The organism is Pseudonocardia sp. DSM 110487 (assembly GCF_019468565.1).
Classification (GTDB): domain Bacteria; phylum Actinomycetota; class Actinomycetes; order Mycobacteriales; family Pseudonocardiaceae; genus Pseudonocardia.
This window is the reverse complement of record NZ_CP080521.1, coordinates 1,850,270-1,870,953: the sequence shown is the minus strand read 5'-3', so window position 1 is coordinate 1,870,953 and position 20,684 is coordinate 1,850,270. Positions and strand designations below refer to the sequence as shown.

The window sequence follows — 20,684 nt, the reverse complement described above, 5'->3', positions numbered from 1 at the left end:
TCACACCCCCCTCGCGGCGAGGTTGCGCTGGCTCTCGTGCCAGTGCAACAGGCGCTGCTCCAGGTAGGCGAAGGCGCCCGTCACGGCCACCCCGGCCGCCCCGGTGACGAGGATGTAGGCGTAGGTGGCCGGCAGCCGGTCTGGTCCGGCGTTGACCGAGGTCAGGATGGACAGTCCGAGGCCCTCGGCGCCGCCGATGAGCTCAGCGATGATCGTCAGGATGAGGCCGACGGCGGCGGCGACGCGCACGCCGGTCGCGACGAACGGGGCAGCGCTGGGCAGCGTCACCGTGCAGAACTTGCGCAGGCCACGCAGGCGCAGCACCGTCGCGGTGTCGCGCACCACGGGGTCCACCGCGCGGACGCCGTAGATGGTCTGGATCGTCAGCGGCCAGAACACCCCGAACGCGACGAGGAAGACCTTCATCTCCAGCGTCGCGCCCCACACGACGATGGCCAGGGGCAGGATCGCGATGACCGGGACGGTCTTGAGGAACTCGATCACTGGGATGACGCTGAGGTAGGCGAACCGGTTGAGGCCGAGCAGCGTGCCAACGGTGATCGCCAGCGAGCCGCCGATGAGCAGGCCGAGCGACCAGCCGCGCATGGTCTCCCCCACCGCGCTCCAGAGGTCGGAGTCCTGCAGCTGGCGGGCCAGCTCGGCGACCGTGCCGGTCATGCTCGGGAACGAGCTTCGGTCGAGCGCTCCGGAGACGCTGACGTACTCCCATGCGCCCAGCACCGCGATCACGACCGCGACCCTGGCCGTGACCTTGAACCAGGTGGTGTCGCCGACGGTCACGAGGAACCCTCGCCGGGCCGCCAGACCAGGTCGGCGGGGTTCACGGTGCTGGGAATCGAGCCCTGCTGGGCCATCACGTCCTGGATGGCGGCGATCGAGTCGAGGTTGATCTCGGGCACGTAGTTGGTGGGGATGATCTGCGCCTTGGCCTGCTCGGGCGTGAGGTCGAGGTGCTCGACCAACGTGGCGAGGGCCTCGTCCTCGTGATCCTTGGCGTAGAGGATCGCCTCCTCCATCGCGTCGTGGAAGCCCTTGGCCACCTCGGGGTTCTCGGCCAGGTACTGGGCCGTGGCCGCGTAGCAGTAGACCGTGCCGTTCGGGAACAGGTCCGAGCTCGGGTGGGCCAGGGGAACGGCCCCCGCGGCGAGGGCCGTCTCGAGGTACGGCGAGGTGATCACCGCGGCGTCCACCCGACCGTCGGCGAGCGCCTGGGGCATCTGCGGGAACGGCATGGCGATGTACTCGGTACCCGTGGCGCCTGCGTCCTCGATCATCTTCTTCGCGCCGATGAGGTTGATGCTGGCCAGCTGCACGACGGCGACGGACTTGCCCGCGAGGTCGTCGAGGGAGTCGATTCCGCTGCCGGCGGCGGCGACGAGGGCACTGGCGTCGCGGTCAGGGCTGATCTGGCCGTCGATGGGCGCGACGCACTTGATCGCGGTTCCCTCACGGTTGGCGTTGATCAGCACGGGCGTGGTGACGAACCCGAAGTCGGCCTGCCCCGCCACCAGCGAGGCGACGACGGGGACGGGCGAGGCCGCGTTCTGCAGCTCCACGTCGATCCCGCGCCTGTCGAACATGCCCTTCTCCATCCCGAGGAAGAGCACGGCGTTCGGGGTGAACGGGACGATGTTGACGGTGATGTCCGACCGGCCCCCACCTGAGCCGTCGCCGCCACCACCACAAGCCGCTGTGACCGCCATGACGGCCGCCAGCGCGACCGCCGTCACGCCCTTGCGCATACGGGCCTCCAGGAAGCGTCGTTGCCGTGCACCGGACCCGGGCAGGTTTGGACACTATGGCGACCTCGCGGCGATGTCCACGTATGCGGACTTGTACGAAAGATAATTCCGCAGGACCGAATATTCAGTGCGGCGAGCGCAGTCGCTCCTGCACGAGCTCGGCGCCCCGTTGCACGAACGGCGCGAAGGCACGAATCCCGTCCGGCGTGCCGATCCGGCTGCTCGGAGCGGCGACCCCCAGCCCGGCGAGCGGCTGCCCCACGGTGTCGCGCAGCGCGACGGCGACCGCGCAGACGCCGTCACTGCTCTCCTCCCAGTTCAGCGCGTAGCCACGGGTGCGGATCTCGGCCAGCTCGGCGCGCAGCGCCGCGGTGCCGGTGACGGCGGCGGACGTTGTGGCGGGCGGGAGCTCGGCGCCCGGGTAGCGCCGGTCGAGCTCGGCGTCGGGCAGACCGGCGAGGATCGCCTTGCCCACCGCGGAGGCGTGCGCCGGGCGCATCACTCCCGTGCGGTTGCCGACTCGCACGGAACGCGGGCTCTCCGCGCAGTCGACGAACCGGATCATCGCGCCTTCGAGGATGGCGAGGCTCGCCGTTTCCTGCGTCTCCTCGCGGAGCTGTTCGAGCACCGGACGGGCCACCCGGACGATGTCGATCCGGCTGACCGCCGCCAGCCCGATCTCGTAGAGCGCAGGCCCGGGCCGGTACGCGCCGTTGGGTCGGTCCTGCATCACGAAGCCGCGGCGCCGCAGCGCGGTGAGCAGCCGGTGGGCAGTGGACCGGGCCACACCGAGCAGGTCAGCGGCCTCCGCGACGCGCAGCGCCTGGCGTTCCCCGACCAGCTGCAGCAGCCACAGTGCGTTGTCGACGGAAGTGGTCGTCGCACCTTCGGCCCGCACGTCGTTCGACATAGCGGAACTATAGCCAGCCGTCTCCGCAAGGACGGAATCATCGGCCCATGCCCCCACGGACCGCGCCCGTGGAAGGCTGAGCGCGACCCGGGGTGATGGAGGAGGGACCGTTGCTCATCGCCGACCGCTACGAGATCGACGACCTCCCCATGGGGCGCGGCGGGATGGGCGCGGTTCACCACGGCCTCGACACGCACCTGGGCAGACGGGTCGCCGTCAAGTTCCTGCACCTGCCCGGCGGGTCCGACGAGCAGCGGGAGCGGTTCGTGCGAGAGGCGCGAATCCTCGCCCGGCTAGAGCACCCGGGTGCGCCGATCCTCTACGACCTGGGGATGCACGAGCAGCGGCTGTTCCAGGTGATGCAGTTCGTCGACGGCGTCACCGTCGCCGACGTCGTGGCCGAGCACGGTCCGCTCCCCCCGGCGTGGGTGGCCGCGATCGGGGCGCAGGCCGCCGCCGTGCTCGCCGCGGCGCACGGCCTCGAGATCGTGCATCGCGATCTCACCCCGTCCAACCTGATGCTCCGCCCCGACGGCAGCGTCGTCGTGCTCGACTTCGGCCTCGCCGTCCTCGCGGGCGCGGTGCGGTTCACGCGGATGGGCCAGATCTTCGGCTCGCCGTCCTACATGGCGCCCGAGCAGGTGCAGCACGGTATGGCCGACGCGCGCAGCGACCTGTACGCGCTGGGCTGCGTGCTGCACGAGCTGCTCACCGGCGTACAGCTGTTCGCGGGGCAGACGGCGTACGCGATCTTCGAGCGGCAGGTGCGCGAGGCGCCGGGGCCGCTGCCGGGCGCTCCGCCTGCGCTTGCTCGCGTGGTGCTCGACCTGCTCGCGAAGGACCCGGCCGACCGGCCGGCCGACGCGGCCGTGCTGCACGACCGGCTGGCGCCGCTCGCCGTCGACCTCCCCCCGTTGCCGGGCTTCCTCGCCCCCGATCCCGGGCCGGGCCGGCGGTACGCCTGCGTGTGGGGCCGAACCGCCTAGCGTCCGGTGCATGAGCATCGACCTGGAAGCGGCACGACAGTTCATCGAATCCAACGCCCGCGTCCTGGAGCGGCATCAGCTCGCCCTGCTTCTCGACGGCGGGCCCGCCGAGCCCGTCCGGACGGCGCTCGCGGCGTACCGCAACGCCGACGGCGGGTTCGGCCACGCGCTGGAGCCCGACGTGCGGTGCCCTGGTAGTCAGCCGTCGGCGGCGCTGTCCGCACTCGATGTGCTCGCCGGCCTCGACGCCGCGCATGACTCCATGGTCACCGAGGTGGCCGACTGGATCGACGCGATCGCCCACCCGGACGGCGGCGCGCCGACAGTGTTGCCGTCGGCAGCCGGCCACCCGCGCGCGCCGTGGATGGAGCCCAACCCCGAGGCGGGCTTCCTCACCTACGCGCTCGCGGCCAGGCTGTGGCAGCTCGGCGTGCGGCACCCGTGGCTGGATACAGCAACCACGTGGTGCTGGAACCGGATCGACGCGATCGAAGAACCCGGCGGCTACACGGTCGTGTTCGCCCTGCAGTTCCTCGACGCCGTACCCGACCCCGCCCGCGCCGCGGCGGCCGTCGACCGTTTCCGCTCCGCGATCCGCGACGACGGCACGGTCGCCGTCGAGGGTGGGATCGAGAACGAACACATCAAGCCTCTCGATCTGTCGCCACGCCCCGGAACACCGAGCCGGGCGTTGTTCAGCGACGAGACGATCGCGGCCGATCTGGACCGGCTCGAGCGTGAGCAGCTGGACGACGGCGGCTGGGATTTCCACTTCCTGCACTTCTCGCCAGGCCAGACCGTCGAGTGGCGGGGCGTGGTCACCCTCGGCGCCATCCGGACACTGCGCGAACACGGCAGGGCGTGAGCCGCGCACGAGCCCGACGTGATCGTTCACTGGCCGCCCGACGAGCTCGCGGCGGCCGTCGATGCCATCACCGCGGCCATCACACTCGTCTGCACCGCCTGCACGGCCTTGCGCACGGCCTGCCCGGCCCACTCGCCGTCGGCGATCTCGGCCGCGCGGGAGCGCAGCTGGCGCCGCTGTCCGTCGACGACCTTGTGCTCGGCCTTCACCGCATGGATCAGGGAGATCAGCATGGCCACGTGCGGGGCGGGCTCGGCACCGTCGCGCAGCACACCCGCCACCCGCCCCCGCAGCTCCTTCGCCGCGTCACCTGTCCAGGTGGTGATGGGGAGGAGGCCGAGCAGCCTGCCGCGCTCCTGGCGCACCAGTCCCCGCTCCGCGAGGCGCTCCAGCACCGGGGTGCGCGTGCCGCGGGCAAGCCGCTCGACGGCCTTCTGCGCCCGCACCGGCTTGTTCAACCGCTCGAGCGCCGTGTCGAGGAGCGGATCGCCGGTGGGCGCCCCACCGACGACGGAGAGCCGCGCCCTCGCGCCGTCGCCGTCGGCCGTGACGCGCTCGCGGGAGGCGAGGTCGAGGAGCAACGCCCCGCCGATCGCACGGTCGAATGACGTGCTGTCCACGACCGCCCGGCCGGTGGCGGGGTCGAGCAGCAGGAGAACGAGATCTTCGGTGAGGGTCACGTCGTTGCCTCCTTGACGGCGAGCAGCACCGCGGTCTCCAGCTCAGCAGCCGCGGTGTCCAGGTCGAGATCGGGCGCTGCGATCCACTCGGCGACCACGGCGTCGAGAGCGCCGTTGATCATCAACGCGAGCACGCGGGTGTCGAACGCGCGGAACACCCCGCTCTCCTGCCCCTGCGCGAGGATCCCGGCGACCGACTGCCAGCGACTCGGCTGCGCCGCGACATCCGGGTCGCGCACGAGCCCCTCGACCAGCACGCGGACGTGCGTCGGGTGGTCGCGCATGTACGCGAGGGTGCCCCGCACGTATGCCACGAGCATCCCGTCGGGCCCGTCGGCGGCGTCGACCCGCTCCCCCACGGCCGCGACGTACGAGTCGAGCACGTGGCTCATCGTGGCATCGAGCACCGCGTCCTTGGACGCGAAGTGGTAGAGGACGGCGGCCTTCGAGATCCCCGCACGGGCGGCGATGGCCGAGAGCGACGCGGCGGCGGGGCCGCGCTCCGCGACCAGCTCGATCGTCCGGTCGACGATCTGCCGGCGCCGCGCCTCCTCGGTGAACGTGCGGTGGCGGGGCTCAGACATCGCGCACCCGAACCTGCCACATCGCAACGGAGGTGACGGCCGCGGCCCATGCGAAGAGCGACAGCGCACCCACGCCTGCGCCCACGTGCTCGTCCACCCCGGACACGCCGTGCAGCGCCGCACCGGGCCAGACGGGCGCGAGGACGTCGAGGCCCGGGATCCACGACGTGACCGTCGGCAGTGCCAGCACGGCGAGCGCCACGGCGACACCGCCCCCGGTGCTGCGCAGGACGAGCGCGGCCGCGAGCGCGATCACGGCGTAGAACACCGGCCCCAGCGCCGAGCCCGCAGCGAGCCGCAGGAGCGGGCCGTCCAACAGCGCCGCAGGCAGCCCGGCACCGACCAGCGCGAGCTGGGCGACGAGCGGGCAGAGCACAGCGACCAGTGCGGCGACGGCACCGGCGACGGAGGCCGTCACCACGACCTTCGCGAGCACCACGCGACCCCGGCGCGGCGTCACCAGGAACGTCGGCTGCGCCAGGCCGGTGGCGTACTCCGAACCGCCGATCGACGCGCCGAGCACCATCAGCACGATCGCGGCCGCGTCGACACCGAGCAGGGCGGCGCCCACCACCTCGGCGGGCGGCACGGCGTCGATCCCGCGACCCTGCGTGACCGGAAGGCTCACGACGAGCAGCAGCGCGACCAGCGGCGATGCCGCCACCGCACCGATGGCGAGCCACGGCAGGAGCCGCACGGTGCTGAACTTGGTCCACTCCGCGCGGATCACGCCGCACCTCCGGTCAGGGAGAGGAACGACTCCTCCAGCCCGTGGCGCCGCTCGACGAGCTCACGGAGCGCGATGCCGCACGCGAGCGCCACCTCGCCGACCCGCTGCGCGGGCAACCCGGCGACGTCGAGCCCGTCCTCGATCGGCGTCACGGTGGCGCCCGCAGCACGCAACGCGTCAGCGAGCCGGTCGTCCGAAGGACGGACGCGCACGGTGGCGGCCCGACCCACGTCGAGAATGTCGACATCAACAGCGCCGACGAGCCTGCCGTGCGCGATCACGACCACCCGCTGCGCGACCTGCTCCATCTCGTGCAGGAGGTGGCTCGAGACGAACACCGTGCGCCCCTCGCGGGCGAGGTCCCGCAGGAGCGTGCGGATCCACCGGATGCCCTCCGGATCGAGCCCGTTCAGCGGCTCGTCGAGCAGCAGCACCCCCGGGTCGCCGAGCAGCGCACCCGCGATGCCCACCCGCTGGCGCATGCCGAGCGAGAAGGTGCCCACACGCCGGTCGGCGACATCGGCCACGCCGACGAGCTGGAGCACCTCCTCGACGCGCGACCGCGCGATCCCCGCGGCGTCGGCCATCCACCGCAGGTGCGCCCGCGCACTGCGACCCGGGTGCATGCACCGCGGGTCGAGCAGCGCGCCGACCTCGCGCAGCGGTGACGAGAGGTCGCGGTACGAGCGGCCGGCCACGGTGACCGAGCCGGACGTCGGCGCGTCGAGGCCGAGCACCATCCGAATCGTCGTGGACTTGCCCGCCCCGTTCGCGCCGAGGAAACCGGTGACGGCACCGGGCGTGACGTCGAACGACAGGTCGTCGACGGCACGCACGGCGCCGTAGCGCTTGGTCAACCCCCGGGCGCTGATCACCAGCCCGACGATAGCTGACCGATCGGTTAGATGTCCAACCGAAGGGTCAGGAACCGGTGTAGAGAATCGCGTCCACCTCGATGTCGAACCCGTTGAGGGCCACCGGGATCGTGGTGCGCACCGGCGCGTTCTCCTTGCCGAAGAACTCGGCGAAGAGGGTGTTCATCGCCTCGAAGTCGCCGAAATCGCGCAGGTACACGCCCACGCGCACGGCGTCGGTCAGCGACGCGCCCGCCGCCTCCGCTGTCTTCTGCAGGTTGGTGAACACCTGGCGGGCCTGCTCCTCGAACGAGCCGCGGACCCACGTTCCGTCGGGCGTGGTCGGGACGGCTCCCGCGAGGTAGACGTGGTCGCCCGCGACGACGGCCTGGGAGTACGGCCCTCCGGGCGGGGCCGCCTCCGTGGTGCTGACAGCGCGCTTGGCCATGGGTCCTCCGATTCAGAAGTAGGTGCGCACCGCGCCGACGACGGCGTCGGCGTCATCGAGAACCGGCACGAGCGGCCACTTCTCGAGCGCGGTGCACGGATGGGACAGGCCGAAGGCGACGACGTCGCCCACGGCGAGCTCGCCCTCGTGCCGGACGAAGGCGTGCTGGTCGTTGAGCTTCTCGACACCCGCGCTGCGCAGCGGGCCACTGGGGCCGCGGAGCGGGATCGGCAGGTCGACGTCGTACGAGGCGTCGCGCTTGCCGAACCCGCAGATCGCGAGGCCGGGCTCGGGGGTGGAGAGCACGTAGGCCCACAGTTCCATCGCGGGCCGCAGCGCGAACGGAGAGGACCGGGCGAGAAGCCCGTGATCGTGGGTGAGGTAGCCGCCGGAGCGGACCACCTTGCGCACCGGGCGCGACAGCGTCGGCAGTTCCCGCCACCCGGCGACGACGCGGTCGGGGTACGCCGATCCGCCTGCGGTGAGCACGAGCTCCCCGCGCGTCCCGGCCAGCCCGTCGACGTCGGCGAGCAGCGCGGCGAGATCCGCGACGAACCGGTCGACCTGCGCGACCGACCGCTCCGCACGATCCTGCGGGTAGACGCCCTCGAAGCACTCGACGCCGGCCAGCTCGAGGCCGGGCGCCGCCGCGATCCGGCGCGCGACCGCGACCGCCTCGTCGCGGGTCCGGACGCCTGCCCGGCCTCCCGGTACCCCCAGCTCGACGAGCACGGGCAGCGTCCGGGGCGCGTCCGCCATCGCCGCGGACATCCGATCCACACCGGCGATGCCGTCGGCGAGGACGAACACCTCGAAGCCCGGGTCCGCGGCGGCCAGCCAGCCCAGCCCGACCGGGTCGACCACCTCGTTGGCGAGCACCACCCGGGGCACGCCCCACGCGTGCATGAGCCGGGCCTGCGCCACGGTGGCCGCCGTGATGGCCCACGCGCCCGCCGCGAGCTGCTCGGCGACGAGCTGCGGGCTCATCGTCGTCTTTCCGTGGGGCGCGTGGTCGACGCCTGCGTCGGCGCACCACCGCGCGAACAGCGCCGTGTTGTTGTCGAGCGCCGATCGCCGCAGCGTCAGCGTCGGGAGCAGCAGGTCGGTGACGTGCCAGCCGATGTCGCCGACCGAGCCGACGGTTCCGGCGTGGTCGGGGAGGTTGCGGAAATGCGGGCCGAGCGGTTCGGCAGCGCTGCGCGTGAGCGCGGGGAGGGTCATCGCAGTCCAGTCCTTACCGGCGCCGTCTCCCGGCACAGCAACGTCGTGACGAACGTGATCAGGCCAACCGCCATCCAGTACAGCGAGACCGGCCACGTCGCCCCGCCGGCCAACGCGACCAGACCGGTGGCCACGAACGGCGCCAGCCCTCCCGCGATCATCGCGGAGAACTGGTAGCCGATCGAGATGCCGGAGTAGCGGACCTTCGTGCCGAAGAGCTCGGAGAAGAACGCGGGCTGCGTGGCGAACAGCGCCCCGTTCGCGACCGCGTAGCCGAGCACCCACGCGATGAGGATCAGCGGCACGCTCCTCGTCTGCACCAGCGCGAAGAACGGGAACGCGAGCGCGATGTGCAGCCCGGCGCCGAGCAGGTAGACCGGCTTGCGGCCGATGCGGTCGGACAGGGCGCCGTACAGCGGGGTGATCACGAACTGCACGCCTGCGGCGAGCATGTTGGCGAGCAGGCCGAGGCTCGCGGCCAGGCCCAGGTTGTTCGTGGCGTACGAGAGCGCGAACACCGACACCAGGTAGCCACAGACGTTCTCCGCCACGCGCATCCCGATCACCAGCAGGATCGAGCGCCACTCGGTGCGCACCGCATCGACCACCGGGCGCTTCACGATCTGCTTCGCCTTCTTGACCCGCTCGAACTCGGGCGACTCGGGGATCCGCAGCCGGATGAAGATCCCGATGGGGATCAGCAGGAACGACAGGAGGAACGGCACCCGCCAGCCCCACGTCAGGAACTGCTCTTCCCCGAGCGCCTCCGACATCCCGTACATCAGCCCGGTGGCGAGGATCAGCGCGGCCGAGGACGCCATCTGCGGCCAGGCGCCGTAGAAGCCGCGCCGGCGCACCGGAGCGTGCTCGGTCAGCATGAGCACCGCGCCGCCCCACTCGCCGCCGGCGGCGACGCCCTGCAGCAGCCGCAGCACGACGAGCAGGATCGGGGCCCACACCCCGATCGCCGCGTGCGTCGGGAGGCAGCCGATCAGGAACGTCGCGATGCCCATCAGGAAGAGCGTGGCGACGAGCGCCGACTTGCGACCGATGCGGTCGCCGAGGTGGCCGAAGATCACGCCGCCGATCGGCCGCGCGCCGAACCCCACGGCGAACGTCGCGAAGGCGGCGAGCGTGCCGACCAGCGGATCCTCACCAGGGAAGAACACCTGGCCGAACACGAGCGCGGCCGCCTGGCCGTACAGGAAGAAGTCGTACCACTCGATCATCGCGCCGATGAAGCTGGAGAAGCCGACCCGGCGCAGGGTCGAGCGGTCCGTCTCCGCGGTCTGGGCCATCTCCGGGAGTCTGCGAGGACGTTTGACAACAAGTCAAGGACCCGAACAGAATTTCTCGATGAGCACGCCGCAGGGTCTCCTGCCCACGCTGGAGCCGATCATGAAGGCGATCGCGGCCGCCGTCGGCCCGCACTGCGAGGTGGTGCTGCACGACCTGTCGAAGCGCGACGTGGAGCGCACGATCGTCGCGATCGAGAACGGGCACGTCACGGGGCGCGCGGTCGGCGGGCCGTCCACGAACCGCGGCCTCGAACTGCTCCGCCGCGAGGCCGAAGACCACGACGAGTACGGGTACAAGGGCCGCACGGGCGACGGACGCGAGCTGCGTTCGTCGTCGGTCTACTTCCGCGGCGCCGACGGGCACGTGATCGCGGCCCTCTGCATCAACGTCGACCTCACGCCGCTGCAGGCGGCGCGCGCCGCCCTCGACGCCGCCCTGCGCCCGGCCGTCGACGACGCCACCGCTCGCGACGAGGAGGTCTTCGCCTCCGACATCAGCGAGGTGCTCGAGAAGCTCATCGACGGCGCGATCGAGCAGACCGGCAAGACCGTCGCGCTCATGAACCGCGAGGACCGGCTCTCCGTACTGACGTTCCTCGACGAACGCGGCGCGTTCTTCGTCAAGCGCGCGGTCGACCGGGTGGCCCGGAGGCTGAACATCTCGCGAGTGACGGCCTACAACTACCTGGAGCAGATCCGCGCGACGGCGTCCTGATCACTCGTTAGGAGCGCTCGCCTTGCGGACCGCCTCCGCCACGGCGGGCACCACCTGCGCGTCGAAGACCGACGGCACGATGAAGTCGTGCGCGAGCTGGTCGGGGCTGACGCAGTTGGCGATGGCGGTGGCCGCGGCGAGCATCGCCCGGTCGGTGACCTCGTGCGAGCCGGAGTCGAGCATCCCGCGGAAGAAGCCGGGGAACGCGAGCACGTTGTTGATCTGGTTCGGGAAGTCCGAGCGCCCTGTGGCGACGATCGCCGCGTGCGCCGCCGCCGCGAACGGGTCCACCTCGGGCACGGGGTTGGCCAGGGCGAAGACGACCGCGTCGGGCGCCATCGTCGCGATGTGCTCCCCCGTCAGCAGGTCGGGAGCCGACACCCCGATGAAGACGTCGGCGTCGCGCAGCGCGTCGACCAGGCTTCCCTGCACGCCGCGCGGGTTGGTGTGCTCGACGATCCACCGGCGGAACTCGTCCGTGCCCGCGTCTTCGGGGCGCAGCACCCCGCGCCGTCCGCACGCCACGATGTCCTCGAACCCCTGCGTGCGCAGGAGCCGGACGATCGCGTGCCCGGCCGCACCGACCCCGCTGAGCACCACGCGAACCTGCTGGGGCGACTTCCCCACGATCCGCAGCGCGTTGGTGAGCGCCGCGAGCACCACGATGGCCGTGCCGTGCTGGTCGTCGTGGAACACCGGGATGTCGAGCAGGTCGCGCAGCCTGCGTTCGATCTCGAAGCACCGCGGCGCCGCGATGTCCTCCAGGTTGATCCCGCCGTAGACCGACGACAGGTTCCGCACGATCTCGACGATCGTGTCGACGTCCTGGCTCTCGATGCACACCGGCCACGCGTCGACCCCCGCGAACTGCTTGAACAGCGCCGCCTTGCCCTCCATCACCGGCAGGGCGGCGGCCGGCCCGATGTTGCCGAGGCCGAGCACCGCCGACCCGTCGGTGACCACCGCGACGGTGTTCCGCTTGATGGTCAGCCTGCGGGCATCGTCGAGGTTGTCCGCGATGGCGCGGCAGACCCGCGCGACACCGGGCGTGTAGGCGCGCGAGAGGTCGTCGCGGTGCTTCAGCGGGACCTTCGGGGTGACCTCGATCTTGCCGCCCAGGTGGAGCAGGAACGTCCGGTCGCTCACCTTGTGGATCGCGACGCCGGGCAGCGCGGAGATCGCGTCGCAGATCCGGTCGGCGTGCGCGCCGTCGATCGCGTCGCAGCTCACGTCGACCACGAGCTCCGTGGCGGTGGAGCCGCCGACGTCCAGCGCGGTCAACGCCCCACCCGCCGCCGAAACCGCCGACGCGATGTCGGCGGCACCACCGGACCCCTTCTTCATGTGCGCGCGGACGGTGATCGAGTAGCCGGGGCTCGTCGCAGCCATGGGGCAACTCTTCTCCGGGTCCGGACGTCCGGCCACCCCGGACTTCCGTACGGTGGATGTCGGGTGCCGGAAAAGATCGCCCGGGCCTAGCCTCTGGCCTGGGAGCCGCTAGGCTCGGGATGCGGTTTCCGGCGGAACCGCCCACGCCCTCGTAGCTCAGCTGGATAGAGCAAGAGCCTTCTAATCTCTAGGTCGCAGGTTCGAGTCCTGCCGGGGGCACAAACGTCCTGATCAGGGAGGCGGGCCCTCTCGCCGCCGAAGATCGACCTACCGAATAGCTACTGTTTACGGCCTGGCGCGAACCGGTCCAGAGCGGCCGACGCAGCGGCGCCGGTCACCCGGCGTGCCATGTAGACGTCCTGCGTCATCGAGATGCGCTCATGCCCCAGGTAGTCCGCGATCTCCCGGGCGGAAAGCCGCGGTCGACGGGAACACCCACGGTCCGTGCGAGTCGGTGTGCCTCTTCACCAGCAGCTCCAGCACCCACGCGGGCGGCGTGATGGTGCGCATGCTCGCCCGAGATTTCGTGTGTGACTGCACGATGAGGCCTTCGCCCGGCACCCGGATCACCGTGCCCTCGATCGCGATCGTGCCGGCCACGTCGTCGACTCGTGTCCAGTCGAGCGCGAGCAACTCCCCGACGCGGCAACCGAGGCCCGACAGCACGTCGACGAGGTCCCGCAGGTCGTACTTGGCTGCGTCGTCGGAGCCGGCGAGGTGCTCGCGCAGCCGGCTCAGTCCGTCCTCGCCGAGCACGGCCTTCTCCCGGGTGGGCTTCGACTTCCGCGCCGGTGTCAGCTCGCGGACGGGGTTCGCGTCAATCGCGTCATGGCGCACTGCAAGTCCGAGCACGCCCGACAAAACCACCTTCGCGTGGAGCGCCGACGCCGAACCGCGTCGCTGTCGGACCTCCCGGGTGAGCCTGTCCACCGTCGACACGCGCAGGTCGCTCAAGCGCAGCTCCCCCACCGCCGGCTCGAGCTAGGTCGCCTACGCTAGAGGGCCTCGTCGAGGTCTGGCGGAGTGCCAGGAACCCGCGAAGTGCAGCCCCGCGACGATCCGCGGGCACGATCAACCCTGTGGCTATCCTCTCTCGCCCCGAGCGACTGTTCGACGACGTCCTCATCCGGCCTGCTCAACCTGGTCAGGAAGACATCGTGCTCGACCTGCTGGCCGAAGCCGCTGCCTGGCTCCATAGTCGAGGCATCACGCAATGGCCCCCGCGCTTTCCAACAGACTCCATCCAAGCCCAGATCGCTGCGGGAGAAGCGCTCCTGGTGGGAGAAGCCCAACGTCCCATCGCCACGCTCGCCGTCGCTGAGGGCGACCCCGAACTCTGGGGCTCGGGCACCGCACCTGCCTACTACATCTCCAGGCTCGCGGTCGCACGTCGCGCGAGCGGCGTTGGCCTCGGCTACCACGTCATCGACTGGGTTGCCTGCAAAGCAGTCGAACGCGGGTGGCAATACGTGCGGCTGGCGACAGCCAGCAACAACCCCGCGCTACGGCGCTACTACGAAAGAGTGGGTTTCAAGCACGTTGGCGATCCACCACATGCACGGTGGCCAACGAGCCTCTACGAGCGGAAAGTCAAGCAGCGCCAGCACGGTCGACAGGAACGATGACTTAGATGCCCGTTGACGATCTCTGAAGACCGGATCTGGTCGACTTTGCGTGATCGCTTTGGCCTTGTCTGGGTGCGTCGTGCGCGTCTCCGGGCGACCTGCACTCGCCGCCGCTCCCTCCAATTCGTTCCCGTCCCTCCCGACCAACTACCGACTACACCCGACGCAGACTCGCCCGGGCGAGCACACTCCTCGCGGCGGATCGTTGAGCTCGGACCTGCGCCAGACATGGCGAACATGTACGCCACGTGAATCCGCAGGTCAGAAGCATTGCGCCCGCCATGCGGGCCAGAAAACCGTAGGAGTCGCTGACGGAGAAGTCCCAGAAGGAGCTGCTGCCGGCGGGCTTCCCGCCCTGGCAGACGGTGTAGTGCCACTCAACCGGCGGGAACGGGACAAGGTCACCGAGCTCTTAGAAGGGTCTTGTGGCATACGCCTCGAACCACCCGCCAGCGGGCAGATTCGGCTTCGGCCGAGGCGGCCGCCGGAGCGTCGTGTCGGCCGGCCACAGCACCTCGACCTGCTCGACCAGCTCGACCAGCATTGCCCCATCGAATACCACGCTCGTCTCCTCGATACCGCGAGACGGCCAGGCGCACCAGATGGTCAGCGGCCCGGAAGCCGGCACCGGGTGGAGCAGGTAGGCGACGGCTGCGTTGCCGCTGCTTCCGCCCCCGCCTCCACCGGTCAAGGACGGTCCCTCATCCGGCCTCCCCGACGCCCCGTCCTTCGGCACGTTGGCCACGGCCTGCCCGTCTGCCCCCTCAACGCCGAAGCAGAGCATGTGACCATTCGCGTCCGGGACACCCCCTGCCGGCGCGTGCAGGTCATATACGCCCTGTCCGCGTCCCCGGACGCTGAGCTCGAACTCGATTCCGTTCGTGTAGAGGTGCGCTGCCGACAGCAGGACTGCAACCTCCTCCGCCCGAGCCAGCACGCCCGACCACGGCAGCAACACCGGCACCTCGTTCACCGGCGCCATCGCTCGCCGCAGCTGCCGCGCGTGCGCTTCCCGGACTCTCGCCTCGTCGTCCCCCATGCCAGGAGGATGCCAGTGCGAGCCGGGGCTCGCTCGAGACGGGCGATCCATCCCTGCCCGTACTCGGTCTCCGGGTCGACTGCCCCTCTGGCGCTCCACAAATCCGCTGGTAATACGCCTGCACACGCGATGCAAGGTACTTCTAATCTCTAGGTCGCAGGTTCGAATCCTGCCGGGGGCACAAACTTCCTGATCAGGGCGGCGAGCCCTCTCGCCACCGAAGATCGGCCTTCCGAATGGCTACCGTTTGCGGCCTGGCGCGAACCGGTCCAGAGCGGCCGATGCAGCGGCGCCGGACACCCGGCGTGCCATGTAGACGTCCTGCGACATCGAGATGCGCTCATGCCCCAAGTAGTCGGCGATCTCCCGAGCAGAAAGCCCTTCGGCGTCGAGTCGAGTCGCAACGAGGTGCCGGAACGCGTGCGGGTGCAGGCCCTCCCGCCCGGTACCGGCGACAACCTGCCGGAGCTGCTTGCGTGTGTTGTTCGGGTCCCGAAAAGAGTGCCCGCGGTCGAGGGGAACACCCACCGTCCCTGCGAGCCGGCCGCTATGCCGCCTGGAGCAGCAATGCCCGCGTGCGAGCGCGCTCTTCGTCGCCGGGGCCGAAGATGTGCGCGGCGAACTCGGCGACCCCGGCCGCCCGGATTTCCTCCAGTCGGGCACTGACCGCGTCCTCGTCGCCGATGAGCGCCACGTCGGCGGGCCCCTGGGCACCTTCGCGGGCGAGCATCGCCTGGTAGGACGGCAATGTTCCGTACAGCGCATAGGTCTCGGCCGCGAGCTCGCGAACCTTGGTGACGTCGTCGGTGACGCAGATCGGCAGCGCCGCGACGACCTCAGCCTCCCGACCCGCTTCCTCAGCGGCGGCACGCAGCGTCGGTACCACGTAGTTGGCCAGGGTGCGTGGACCGGTCAGGAAGGTGATCGTGCCGGCGGTGCGCCGACCGGCGATGCGCAGAAGCTGCGGCCCCATCGCGGCCACATACACCGCCGGCGCGGTGGCTCCAGCAACACTCACCTTGCCCCGGGTGGTGTAGAACTCGCCGGTCGCATCCGCCGTCTCGCCGGCCAGTAGCGGCTGCAACCCGTCGAGGTACTCGTTGAGCCGCAGGACCGGACGGTCCCACGGCACGCCCCACATAGCGTCACAGATCAATGCGTGGGTCAGGCCGATGCCGAGCCGGAAGCGGCCGCCGCCGATGAGGTTCAGGGTGAGCGCGGCTTGGGCGAGCGACATCGGCTGGCGCAGCTGGATCGGCTGCACGCCGGTGCCGAGCGTCATACCGTCGACCTCCCGCAGGGCGATGCCCAGGGTGACCAGAGCGTCCGGATCCCATGGCAGCTGCACAGTCCACGCGTGGCTGAACCCCTCGTCGCGGGCCGCACGAAGATCGTGCACATAGTCGTCGACCGGCGATGCCCGCAGGCTGTCGTGGAAGTAGGTGAACAGGCTGGTGCGCATGGCTGCCCTCCGAACTGGGCCTGTCGGCCGCCGGTCGCTACTCGCCGCCATTCAGGCGACCGAGGATCCGGTTGTCGATGCCACGTCGGGCGCTGCTGGACGAGTACTCCCGGAAACCGCAGCTGGACCAGGCCACCGTGGCCCGCCTCGTGACCGCCGGGAACCGCAGAGGGCGGCCGATCGGCGAACGGTGGGTAGATGGGTTCACATGGAGCAGCCTGGGTACGCCCGCAGGCCTACCAGGGCGACCGCGTACGCAGCGGGCGTCGGATGAGTCTCCGCTGGTCAAGCCCGTGTGTCAGCGGTAGTCGGCGAAACTGCCACTGACCAGGCGTCTCGTCGCCTGCAGCGTTCTGACCTGCCGTTCTGTGCCGTCTGGTGCCATCTCGTGCCGGACCGGACCGGAGCTCGTCGGCAACGTCGCTGGTGCACATCGTGCGCGTCCCCTCCCGGAGCTCGCGCATGACGTGTGGGCTCAGCTGGACGGCCATCCCTTCGATCTTCGCGCTCTCGCAGGGCACTTCCCGACAGGCATGTCACTCCTGCTCCGAATACTGCAATTCCGGAGCGACACCCGTTGTTCGAGCTGAAGCACTGCGATCTGGCCGGACTAACACGTCGGTAACGCACACACCCTGCCGACGACCACACGATATAGTCACAGCATCTACGACCAGTCACGCCTGAAGGGAACATGCAAGTGGTGATACGTAGGACTTTGAAAGTTCAAACTGCTCCCGCGAGCTGCTGGCTGAATGAAAGCGAGGCCACTGACAGCGTCGATCAACCAACGCCCCTTAAGGGGGTGGCCGAATGACTCGGACAGCTGCAGTTTTCGTTCACGGACTATTCTCATCTGCCCAGACGTGGACGCCGCTACAAGACCTCGTGAAGACCGATCCCGCACTGGGCGATGTAGAGATGTGCAACTTTGAGTATCCGACACCAAAGCTCAACTTGAACCCATTGCGTCGGATTCCCGACTTCGACGTCCTGGCTGACAGCCTCGCCACATTTCTGCGAGTCGAGGTCACTAATGCCGAGAACATTATTCTTGTGTCCCACAGTCAAGGTGGGCTGATCATCCAGCGACATCTTGCTCGCACCGTCATGAATGCACGCACGTCGGAGCTGGCGAGTATCGTTAAAGTGGTGATGTTCGCCTGCCCAAACTCTGGCTCCGAACTATTTGCCATAGCCCGGCGATTTGCCCGGCCACTCTGGCGACACCCGCACGAGCAACAGCTCCGACCCATCAATGAAAGCGTGGCCTCAGCCCATTCGACAGTCATAAACCGGATAATCCATACTGACGATACCGGTGTGGAGGGGCATCGCCTTGGGATTCGCGTCTACGCAGGCGAGCAGGACAACGTGGTTACTCCTACGTCAGCACGGGGCGCATTCCCCGATGCCGGCGTTCTACCTGGGGATCACTTTTCAATCATACGCCCAGATTCACATCTTCACCGGAGCTACTTGGCATTGAAGTCGGATATCATCGAGGCTATGCGAGACCGCCAGTCAGGTGCACATGCACGTACCTCGCTGCTGGCGGATACCGCGCAGTCCGCGCGGGACTACATCTACGTCTCCGCCCGCAAGGTCGGACGGATCGGCCGTTCGATCAATCCAGATGTATGGGAGCGAGTCAAGAAGTCGCGCCCCGCCGACCTACGCAACGATTTCGGTCTGTGGACCCCCGGCATCGGCACGAGCCCGGACAGCAAAGCCGCCGACGTGATTGCGCTTGTTCACCTGTCGAGTCCAGTATTGAGCAACTCCACGGATTCAAGGACGTCACCGACACCACGCTCAAGGTTGGGCATTGGTTCAAGCTGGCAGCAACCCCCGTTGTCTACGGCGTCCCGGGCCAAGATATCGGAGGGGCACTTTTTGTCGGCCAGAGGGGTGGTATTCGATTCATATTGGGCGGTTCCGCGGAGTATCTGCTCGACCGGCCCGCAGATCATCTTGTGGGCGGTCCGTGGGGGTACTCGGCTTCTGGGATAGTCGGCATTCGCCATCTGCTTGAAGAACTTTCCGCGGAAGATTGGTCGGACAGTGGCGGCGCAGAGAATGCAACGTCTGAGCTAGCGCAAGATGATGGTCCGGACAGTTTTCGCAGAATTGAATTCGACTCGGTTGTCGAGGCCTTCGGTCCTGATTGGCAGCCCGTGGACGCCGTGGCCAGGTGCCTCAGCATCATTCGCGACCGAGAAGATCGCATATTCATCATCGGCACACCTCTCTACGTCTCCTTGTCAGTACCAGAGACAGGGAATGACAGCGGCCGCCTGCCGGGCTAGCCATGGTCTGATGCATGTAGCCAACTCGGCGGCCAGGATAGTGAACCGGGAAGAGGACGCGCACAGTTCTACAACCGCCGAGCAGTCCCATCTGCCGGGCGCCGTGGATTACGCCAGCAGTGCGGCACCGAATTACGCCGCCGCGTCATGCATCCTCGATCTCGATCGGGCTGGGAAAGCGCGGTGGGGTGTGACGCAGCGGTTCCAAGGCATGGCGCTGTGCGAACACCAACGCGCCCCAGACGATCAGGAACACGGAGGCGGCTGCCGCGATCATGCCGGCCGTGGACGCGTCGGCGGCCTGCATGGCCAGCACCACGATGCTCGCCGCGAGCATGGCATCGACGGTGGCGACGAGTGTGGCCATGGCCTGCAGGAACTGGCTCCACGGTCGCATTCCTCGGGAGCCGATCATCAGATAGCTGGCGGCCAGGCCTCGCTCGTCGTCGTGGAAGCCGGTGCTGAAGTACGGTCTCAGGCCGGGCGCGATCTTCAGGTAGGCGTGGCGCAGCCGGTTCATGGCCAGCATCGTCCGCACTTCCTCGTTGTTGATCGCCACCAGGCGCACGTGGGTCACGATGCCGAGCAGCAGCACGATCGGCAGCAGGACCAGGGCGAGTGTCGTGGTCTGCTCACCGAAGCTTGTCGCGTCGGCCAGCAGTGCGAGCGCGACGATCGTCGCCGACAGCAGGCTGAGGAAGACCGTGGTGCGGCTCATCGCTTCGTTCCAGATCAGGGACCGCGAGCTGAGCAGGCTCCAATGCTCGGTGGAGAGGATCCCAGCTGCTTCCGGTCCGAACGGATTGGTGGGATGCGCTTCGGTCCCGCCCATATCCGTGGACGTCACGGTGTCGTCGGTTGCATCCATCGCCTGTCTCCTCGTACTCGTGTGCACGCGAAAGCTGACTGCATACAGGGCCAGGTGAATCTTCCGTCGCTTGTCCACCCGCGCGGCTGCAGCTCGGAACGATCGCGCCATCGCACCGATTGACCTCGTTCCCACCGGGTACGCACCCTGCGATGGAGCGGAACTGGATGCGTGCCGCGGTCGCGATCCTGCTGGCGACCGCGTTGTCGGGCTGCGTCGGTGGCTCGCGCAGCGGGTCGGACCAGCCCAGCCTGCCGGGCTTGGGAAGCACCACCGCACAACCCGCTCAGAAGGAGTCGATCAACCGGTCATCCGAGGACGACGTGGCGGCCGCGCTGCGCCGCGGTGATGTCGACGATCCCCAGGGCTGGGCGCGCATCCTGATCGGCGACCGGCCCTACCCGCCCGGCCAGCCGGGCCAGGACCGAATCCGCCAGGTGCTGGTGGAGCACGACGCCGATCCCGAGGACGTCGATAAGATCCTCGCCACGGTCGAGCCCTGAGGCCTAACGCTCCCCGCCTTCTGATGCGCATCCGACTACGTCCTCCGGCGGGTCCGGCGGCGCCGCCCCGGGGTCCGTTAGGGCCTGTCCCGGCAGGGGCCGCAGGTCTACTTTCGGCCTCCTCGATCGGGGGCGGTGGGACGCAATGGTGCGTTACGAGTACCGGTGCCCGGCATGCGGGCCGTGGGCGGTGGCGCTGCCGATGGGGGCGGCCGACGCGCAACGCACCTGTCCCACCTGCGGAGATCCGTCCCCGCGGCGCTGGTCGGCGCCCCAGCTGAACCGCATGGACCCGGCCCTCGCGCGGGAGCGGCTGCGCGAGGAAGCCAGCCGGGACGCCCCGGATGTCGTCACGTCGGTGCCGCGGGCCGCCCGCAGGCGCGCCCCGGCCGACCGTCGCCAGGCGCGCCTGCCGCGCCCCTGACCCACGCCGCC

Annotated in this window: 23 protein-coding genes and 1 tRNA gene; 8 read left to right on the top strand and 16 right to left on the bottom strand. The window is 69.5% G+C overall.

The features are described from left to right. From K1T35_RS08530 to K1T35_RS08520, 3 genes are all read right to left on the bottom strand, one after another. On the bottom strand, positions 1-801 hold the full coding sequence (locus K1T35_RS08530) for an ABC transporter permease (protein ID WP_220259620.1): 801 nt from the start codon (positions 799-801) through the stop codon (positions 1-3). Beyond that, positions 798-1,763, bottom strand: a complete 966-nt coding sequence (locus tag K1T35_RS08525; protein ID WP_220259619.1) for an ABC transporter substrate-binding protein — start codon at positions 1,761-1,763, stop codon at positions 798-800. Before K1T35_RS08525 ends, K1T35_RS08530 begins: the two co-directional genes overlap by 4 nt. A 124-nt stretch (positions 1,764-1,887) precedes the next feature. Then, positions 1,888-2,673, bottom strand: a complete 786-nt coding sequence (locus K1T35_RS08520) for an IclR family transcriptional regulator (RefSeq protein WP_220259618.1) — start codon at positions 2,671-2,673, stop codon at positions 1,888-1,890. Between the two features lie 110 nt (positions 2,674-2,783). Between K1T35_RS08520 and K1T35_RS08515 the strand changes: the two genes are divergently transcribed. Together K1T35_RS08515 and K1T35_RS08510 are read left to right on the top strand one after the other, a co-directional pair. Next, positions 2,784-3,659 carry a serine/threonine-protein kinase gene (locus tag K1T35_RS08515; RefSeq protein ID WP_220259617.1) on the top strand — a complete coding sequence of 292 codons (876 nt, stop codon included), beginning with the start codon at positions 2,784-2,786 and terminating at the stop codon, positions 3,657-3,659. A gap of 10 nt (positions 3,660-3,669) precedes the next feature. Then, entirely contained in the window at positions 3,670-4,524 is an 855-nt protein-coding gene (locus K1T35_RS08510) for a hypothetical protein (RefSeq protein ID WP_220259616.1), read from the top strand. Positions 4,525-4,550: 26 nt separating this feature from the next. Here the strand turns inward: K1T35_RS08510 and K1T35_RS08505 are convergent, their stop codons facing one another. From K1T35_RS08505 to K1T35_RS08475, 7 genes are read right to left on the bottom strand one after another with little or no spacing between them, the layout of a single operon-like run. Then, positions 4,551-5,204: a GPP34 family phosphoprotein gene (locus K1T35_RS08505; RefSeq protein ID WP_220259615.1), complete on the bottom strand. Its 654-nt coding sequence runs from the start codon at positions 5,202-5,204 to the stop codon at positions 4,551-4,553. After that, a complete protein-coding gene (locus K1T35_RS08500) occupies positions 5,201-5,788 on the bottom strand; it encodes a TetR/AcrR family transcriptional regulator (RefSeq protein ID WP_220259614.1) in 588 nt (195 codons plus the stop codon). The genes K1T35_RS08505 and K1T35_RS08500 overlap by 4 nt, the downstream gene beginning before the upstream one ends. Beyond that, a complete protein-coding gene (locus K1T35_RS08495) occupies positions 5,781-6,518 on the bottom strand; it encodes a hypothetical protein (protein ID WP_220259613.1) in 738 nt (245 codons plus the stop codon). Before K1T35_RS08495 ends, K1T35_RS08500 begins: the two co-directional genes overlap by 8 nt. Continuing rightward, positions 6,515-7,393: an ABC transporter ATP-binding protein gene (locus tag K1T35_RS08490; RefSeq protein WP_220259612.1), complete on the bottom strand. Its 879-nt coding sequence runs from the start codon at positions 7,391-7,393 to the stop codon at positions 6,515-6,517. Before K1T35_RS08490 ends, K1T35_RS08495 begins: the two co-directional genes overlap by 4 nt. Positions 7,394-7,439: 46 nt before the next feature. Beyond that, positions 7,440-7,820: a RidA family protein gene (locus K1T35_RS08485; RefSeq protein WP_220259611.1), complete on the bottom strand. Its 381-nt coding sequence runs from the start codon at positions 7,818-7,820 to the stop codon at positions 7,440-7,442. Between the two features lie 12 nt (positions 7,821-7,832). Then, the gene (locus K1T35_RS08480; protein ID WP_220259610.1) at positions 7,833-9,041 is read right to left on the bottom strand and encodes an alanine racemase; all 1,209 of its coding nucleotides are present in this window, start codon (positions 9,039-9,041) and stop codon (positions 7,833-7,835) included. Further along, positions 9,038-10,339 carry an MFS transporter gene (locus K1T35_RS08475; protein WP_220259609.1) on the bottom strand — a complete coding sequence of 434 codons (1,302 nt, stop codon included), beginning with the start codon at positions 10,337-10,339 and terminating at the stop codon, positions 9,038-9,040. Before K1T35_RS08475 ends, K1T35_RS08480 begins: the two co-directional genes overlap by 4 nt. Positions 10,340-10,397: 58 nt before the next feature. On the opposite strand from K1T35_RS08475, the gene K1T35_RS08470 reads away from it, so the two are divergent. Then, complete coding sequence (locus tag K1T35_RS08470; RefSeq protein ID WP_220259608.1) at positions 10,398-11,054, top strand: transcriptional regulator; 657 nt, start codon at positions 10,398-10,400, stop codon at positions 11,052-11,054. On the opposite strand, the gene K1T35_RS08465 is transcribed toward K1T35_RS08470, so the two are convergent. After that, the gene (locus K1T35_RS08465) at positions 11,055-12,443 is read right to left on the bottom strand and encodes an NAD-dependent malic enzyme (protein WP_220259607.1); all 1,389 of its coding nucleotides are present in this window, start codon (positions 12,441-12,443) and stop codon (positions 11,055-11,057) included. It lies immediately after the preceding gene. Between the two features lie 145 nt (positions 12,444-12,588). Here K1T35_RS08465 and K1T35_RS08460 point away from each other — a divergent pair. After that, positions 12,589-12,662 (top strand) — tRNA-Arg (locus tag K1T35_RS08460). Between the two features lie 159 nt (positions 12,663-12,821). On the opposite strand, the gene K1T35_RS08455 is transcribed toward K1T35_RS08460, so the two are convergent. Next, positions 12,822-13,397 (bottom strand): site-specific integrase, encoded by a 576-nt coding sequence (locus K1T35_RS08455; protein ID WP_220259606.1) that lies wholly within the window; start codon positions 13,395-13,397, stop codon positions 12,822-12,824. Positions 13,398-13,522: 125 nt separating this feature from the next. On the opposite strand from K1T35_RS08455, the gene K1T35_RS08450 reads away from it, so the two are divergent. Continuing rightward, a complete protein-coding gene (locus K1T35_RS08450; protein ID WP_220259605.1) occupies positions 13,523-14,068 on the top strand; it encodes a GNAT family N-acetyltransferase in 546 nt (181 codons plus the stop codon). 412 nt (positions 14,069-14,480) lie between these two features. Here K1T35_RS08450 and K1T35_RS08445 read toward each other — a convergent pair whose 3' ends face one another. The 3 genes from K1T35_RS08445 to K1T35_RS08435 form a co-directional block, all read right to left on the bottom strand. Continuing rightward, entirely contained in the window at positions 14,481-15,107 is a 627-nt protein-coding gene (locus tag K1T35_RS08445) for a hypothetical protein (RefSeq protein ID WP_220259604.1), read from the bottom strand. Between the two features lie 240 nt (positions 15,108-15,347). Further along, positions 15,348-15,635, bottom strand: a complete 288-nt coding sequence (locus K1T35_RS08440; RefSeq protein ID WP_255621703.1) for a tyrosine-type recombinase/integrase — start codon at positions 15,633-15,635, stop codon at positions 15,348-15,350. Positions 15,636-15,654: 19 nt separating this feature from the next. Continuing rightward, positions 15,655-16,569, bottom strand: coding sequence for a TIGR03564 family F420-dependent LLM class oxidoreductase (locus K1T35_RS08435; RefSeq protein WP_220259602.1), 915 nt, complete (start codon positions 16,567-16,569; stop codon positions 15,655-15,657). Positions 16,570-17,382: 813 nt separating this feature from the next. Between K1T35_RS08435 and K1T35_RS08430 the strand changes: the two genes are divergently transcribed. Next, on the top strand, positions 17,383-18,582 hold the full coding sequence (locus tag K1T35_RS08430) for a triacylglycerol lipase (RefSeq protein WP_220259601.1): 1,200 nt from the start codon (positions 17,383-17,385) through the stop codon (positions 18,580-18,582). A 441-nt stretch (positions 18,583-19,023) separates the two neighbouring features. On the opposite strand, the gene K1T35_RS08425 is transcribed toward K1T35_RS08430, so the two are convergent. Beyond that, on the bottom strand, positions 19,024-19,746 hold the full coding sequence (locus tag K1T35_RS08425; RefSeq protein ID WP_220259600.1) for a hypothetical protein: 723 nt from the start codon (positions 19,744-19,746) through the stop codon (positions 19,024-19,026). 152 nt (positions 19,747-19,898) lie between these two features. On the opposite strand from K1T35_RS08425, the gene K1T35_RS08420 reads away from it, so the two are divergent. Together K1T35_RS08420 and K1T35_RS08415 are read left to right on the top strand one after the other, a co-directional pair. Continuing rightward, positions 19,899-20,249: a hypothetical protein gene (locus K1T35_RS08420; RefSeq protein ID WP_220259599.1), complete on the top strand. Its 351-nt coding sequence runs from the start codon at positions 19,899-19,901 to the stop codon at positions 20,247-20,249. A gap of 145 nt (positions 20,250-20,394) precedes the next feature. Continuing rightward, a complete protein-coding gene (locus K1T35_RS08415) occupies positions 20,395-20,673 on the top strand; it encodes a zinc ribbon domain-containing protein (protein WP_220259598.1) in 279 nt (92 codons plus the stop codon). Positions 20,674-20,684 lie beyond the last annotated feature (11 nt).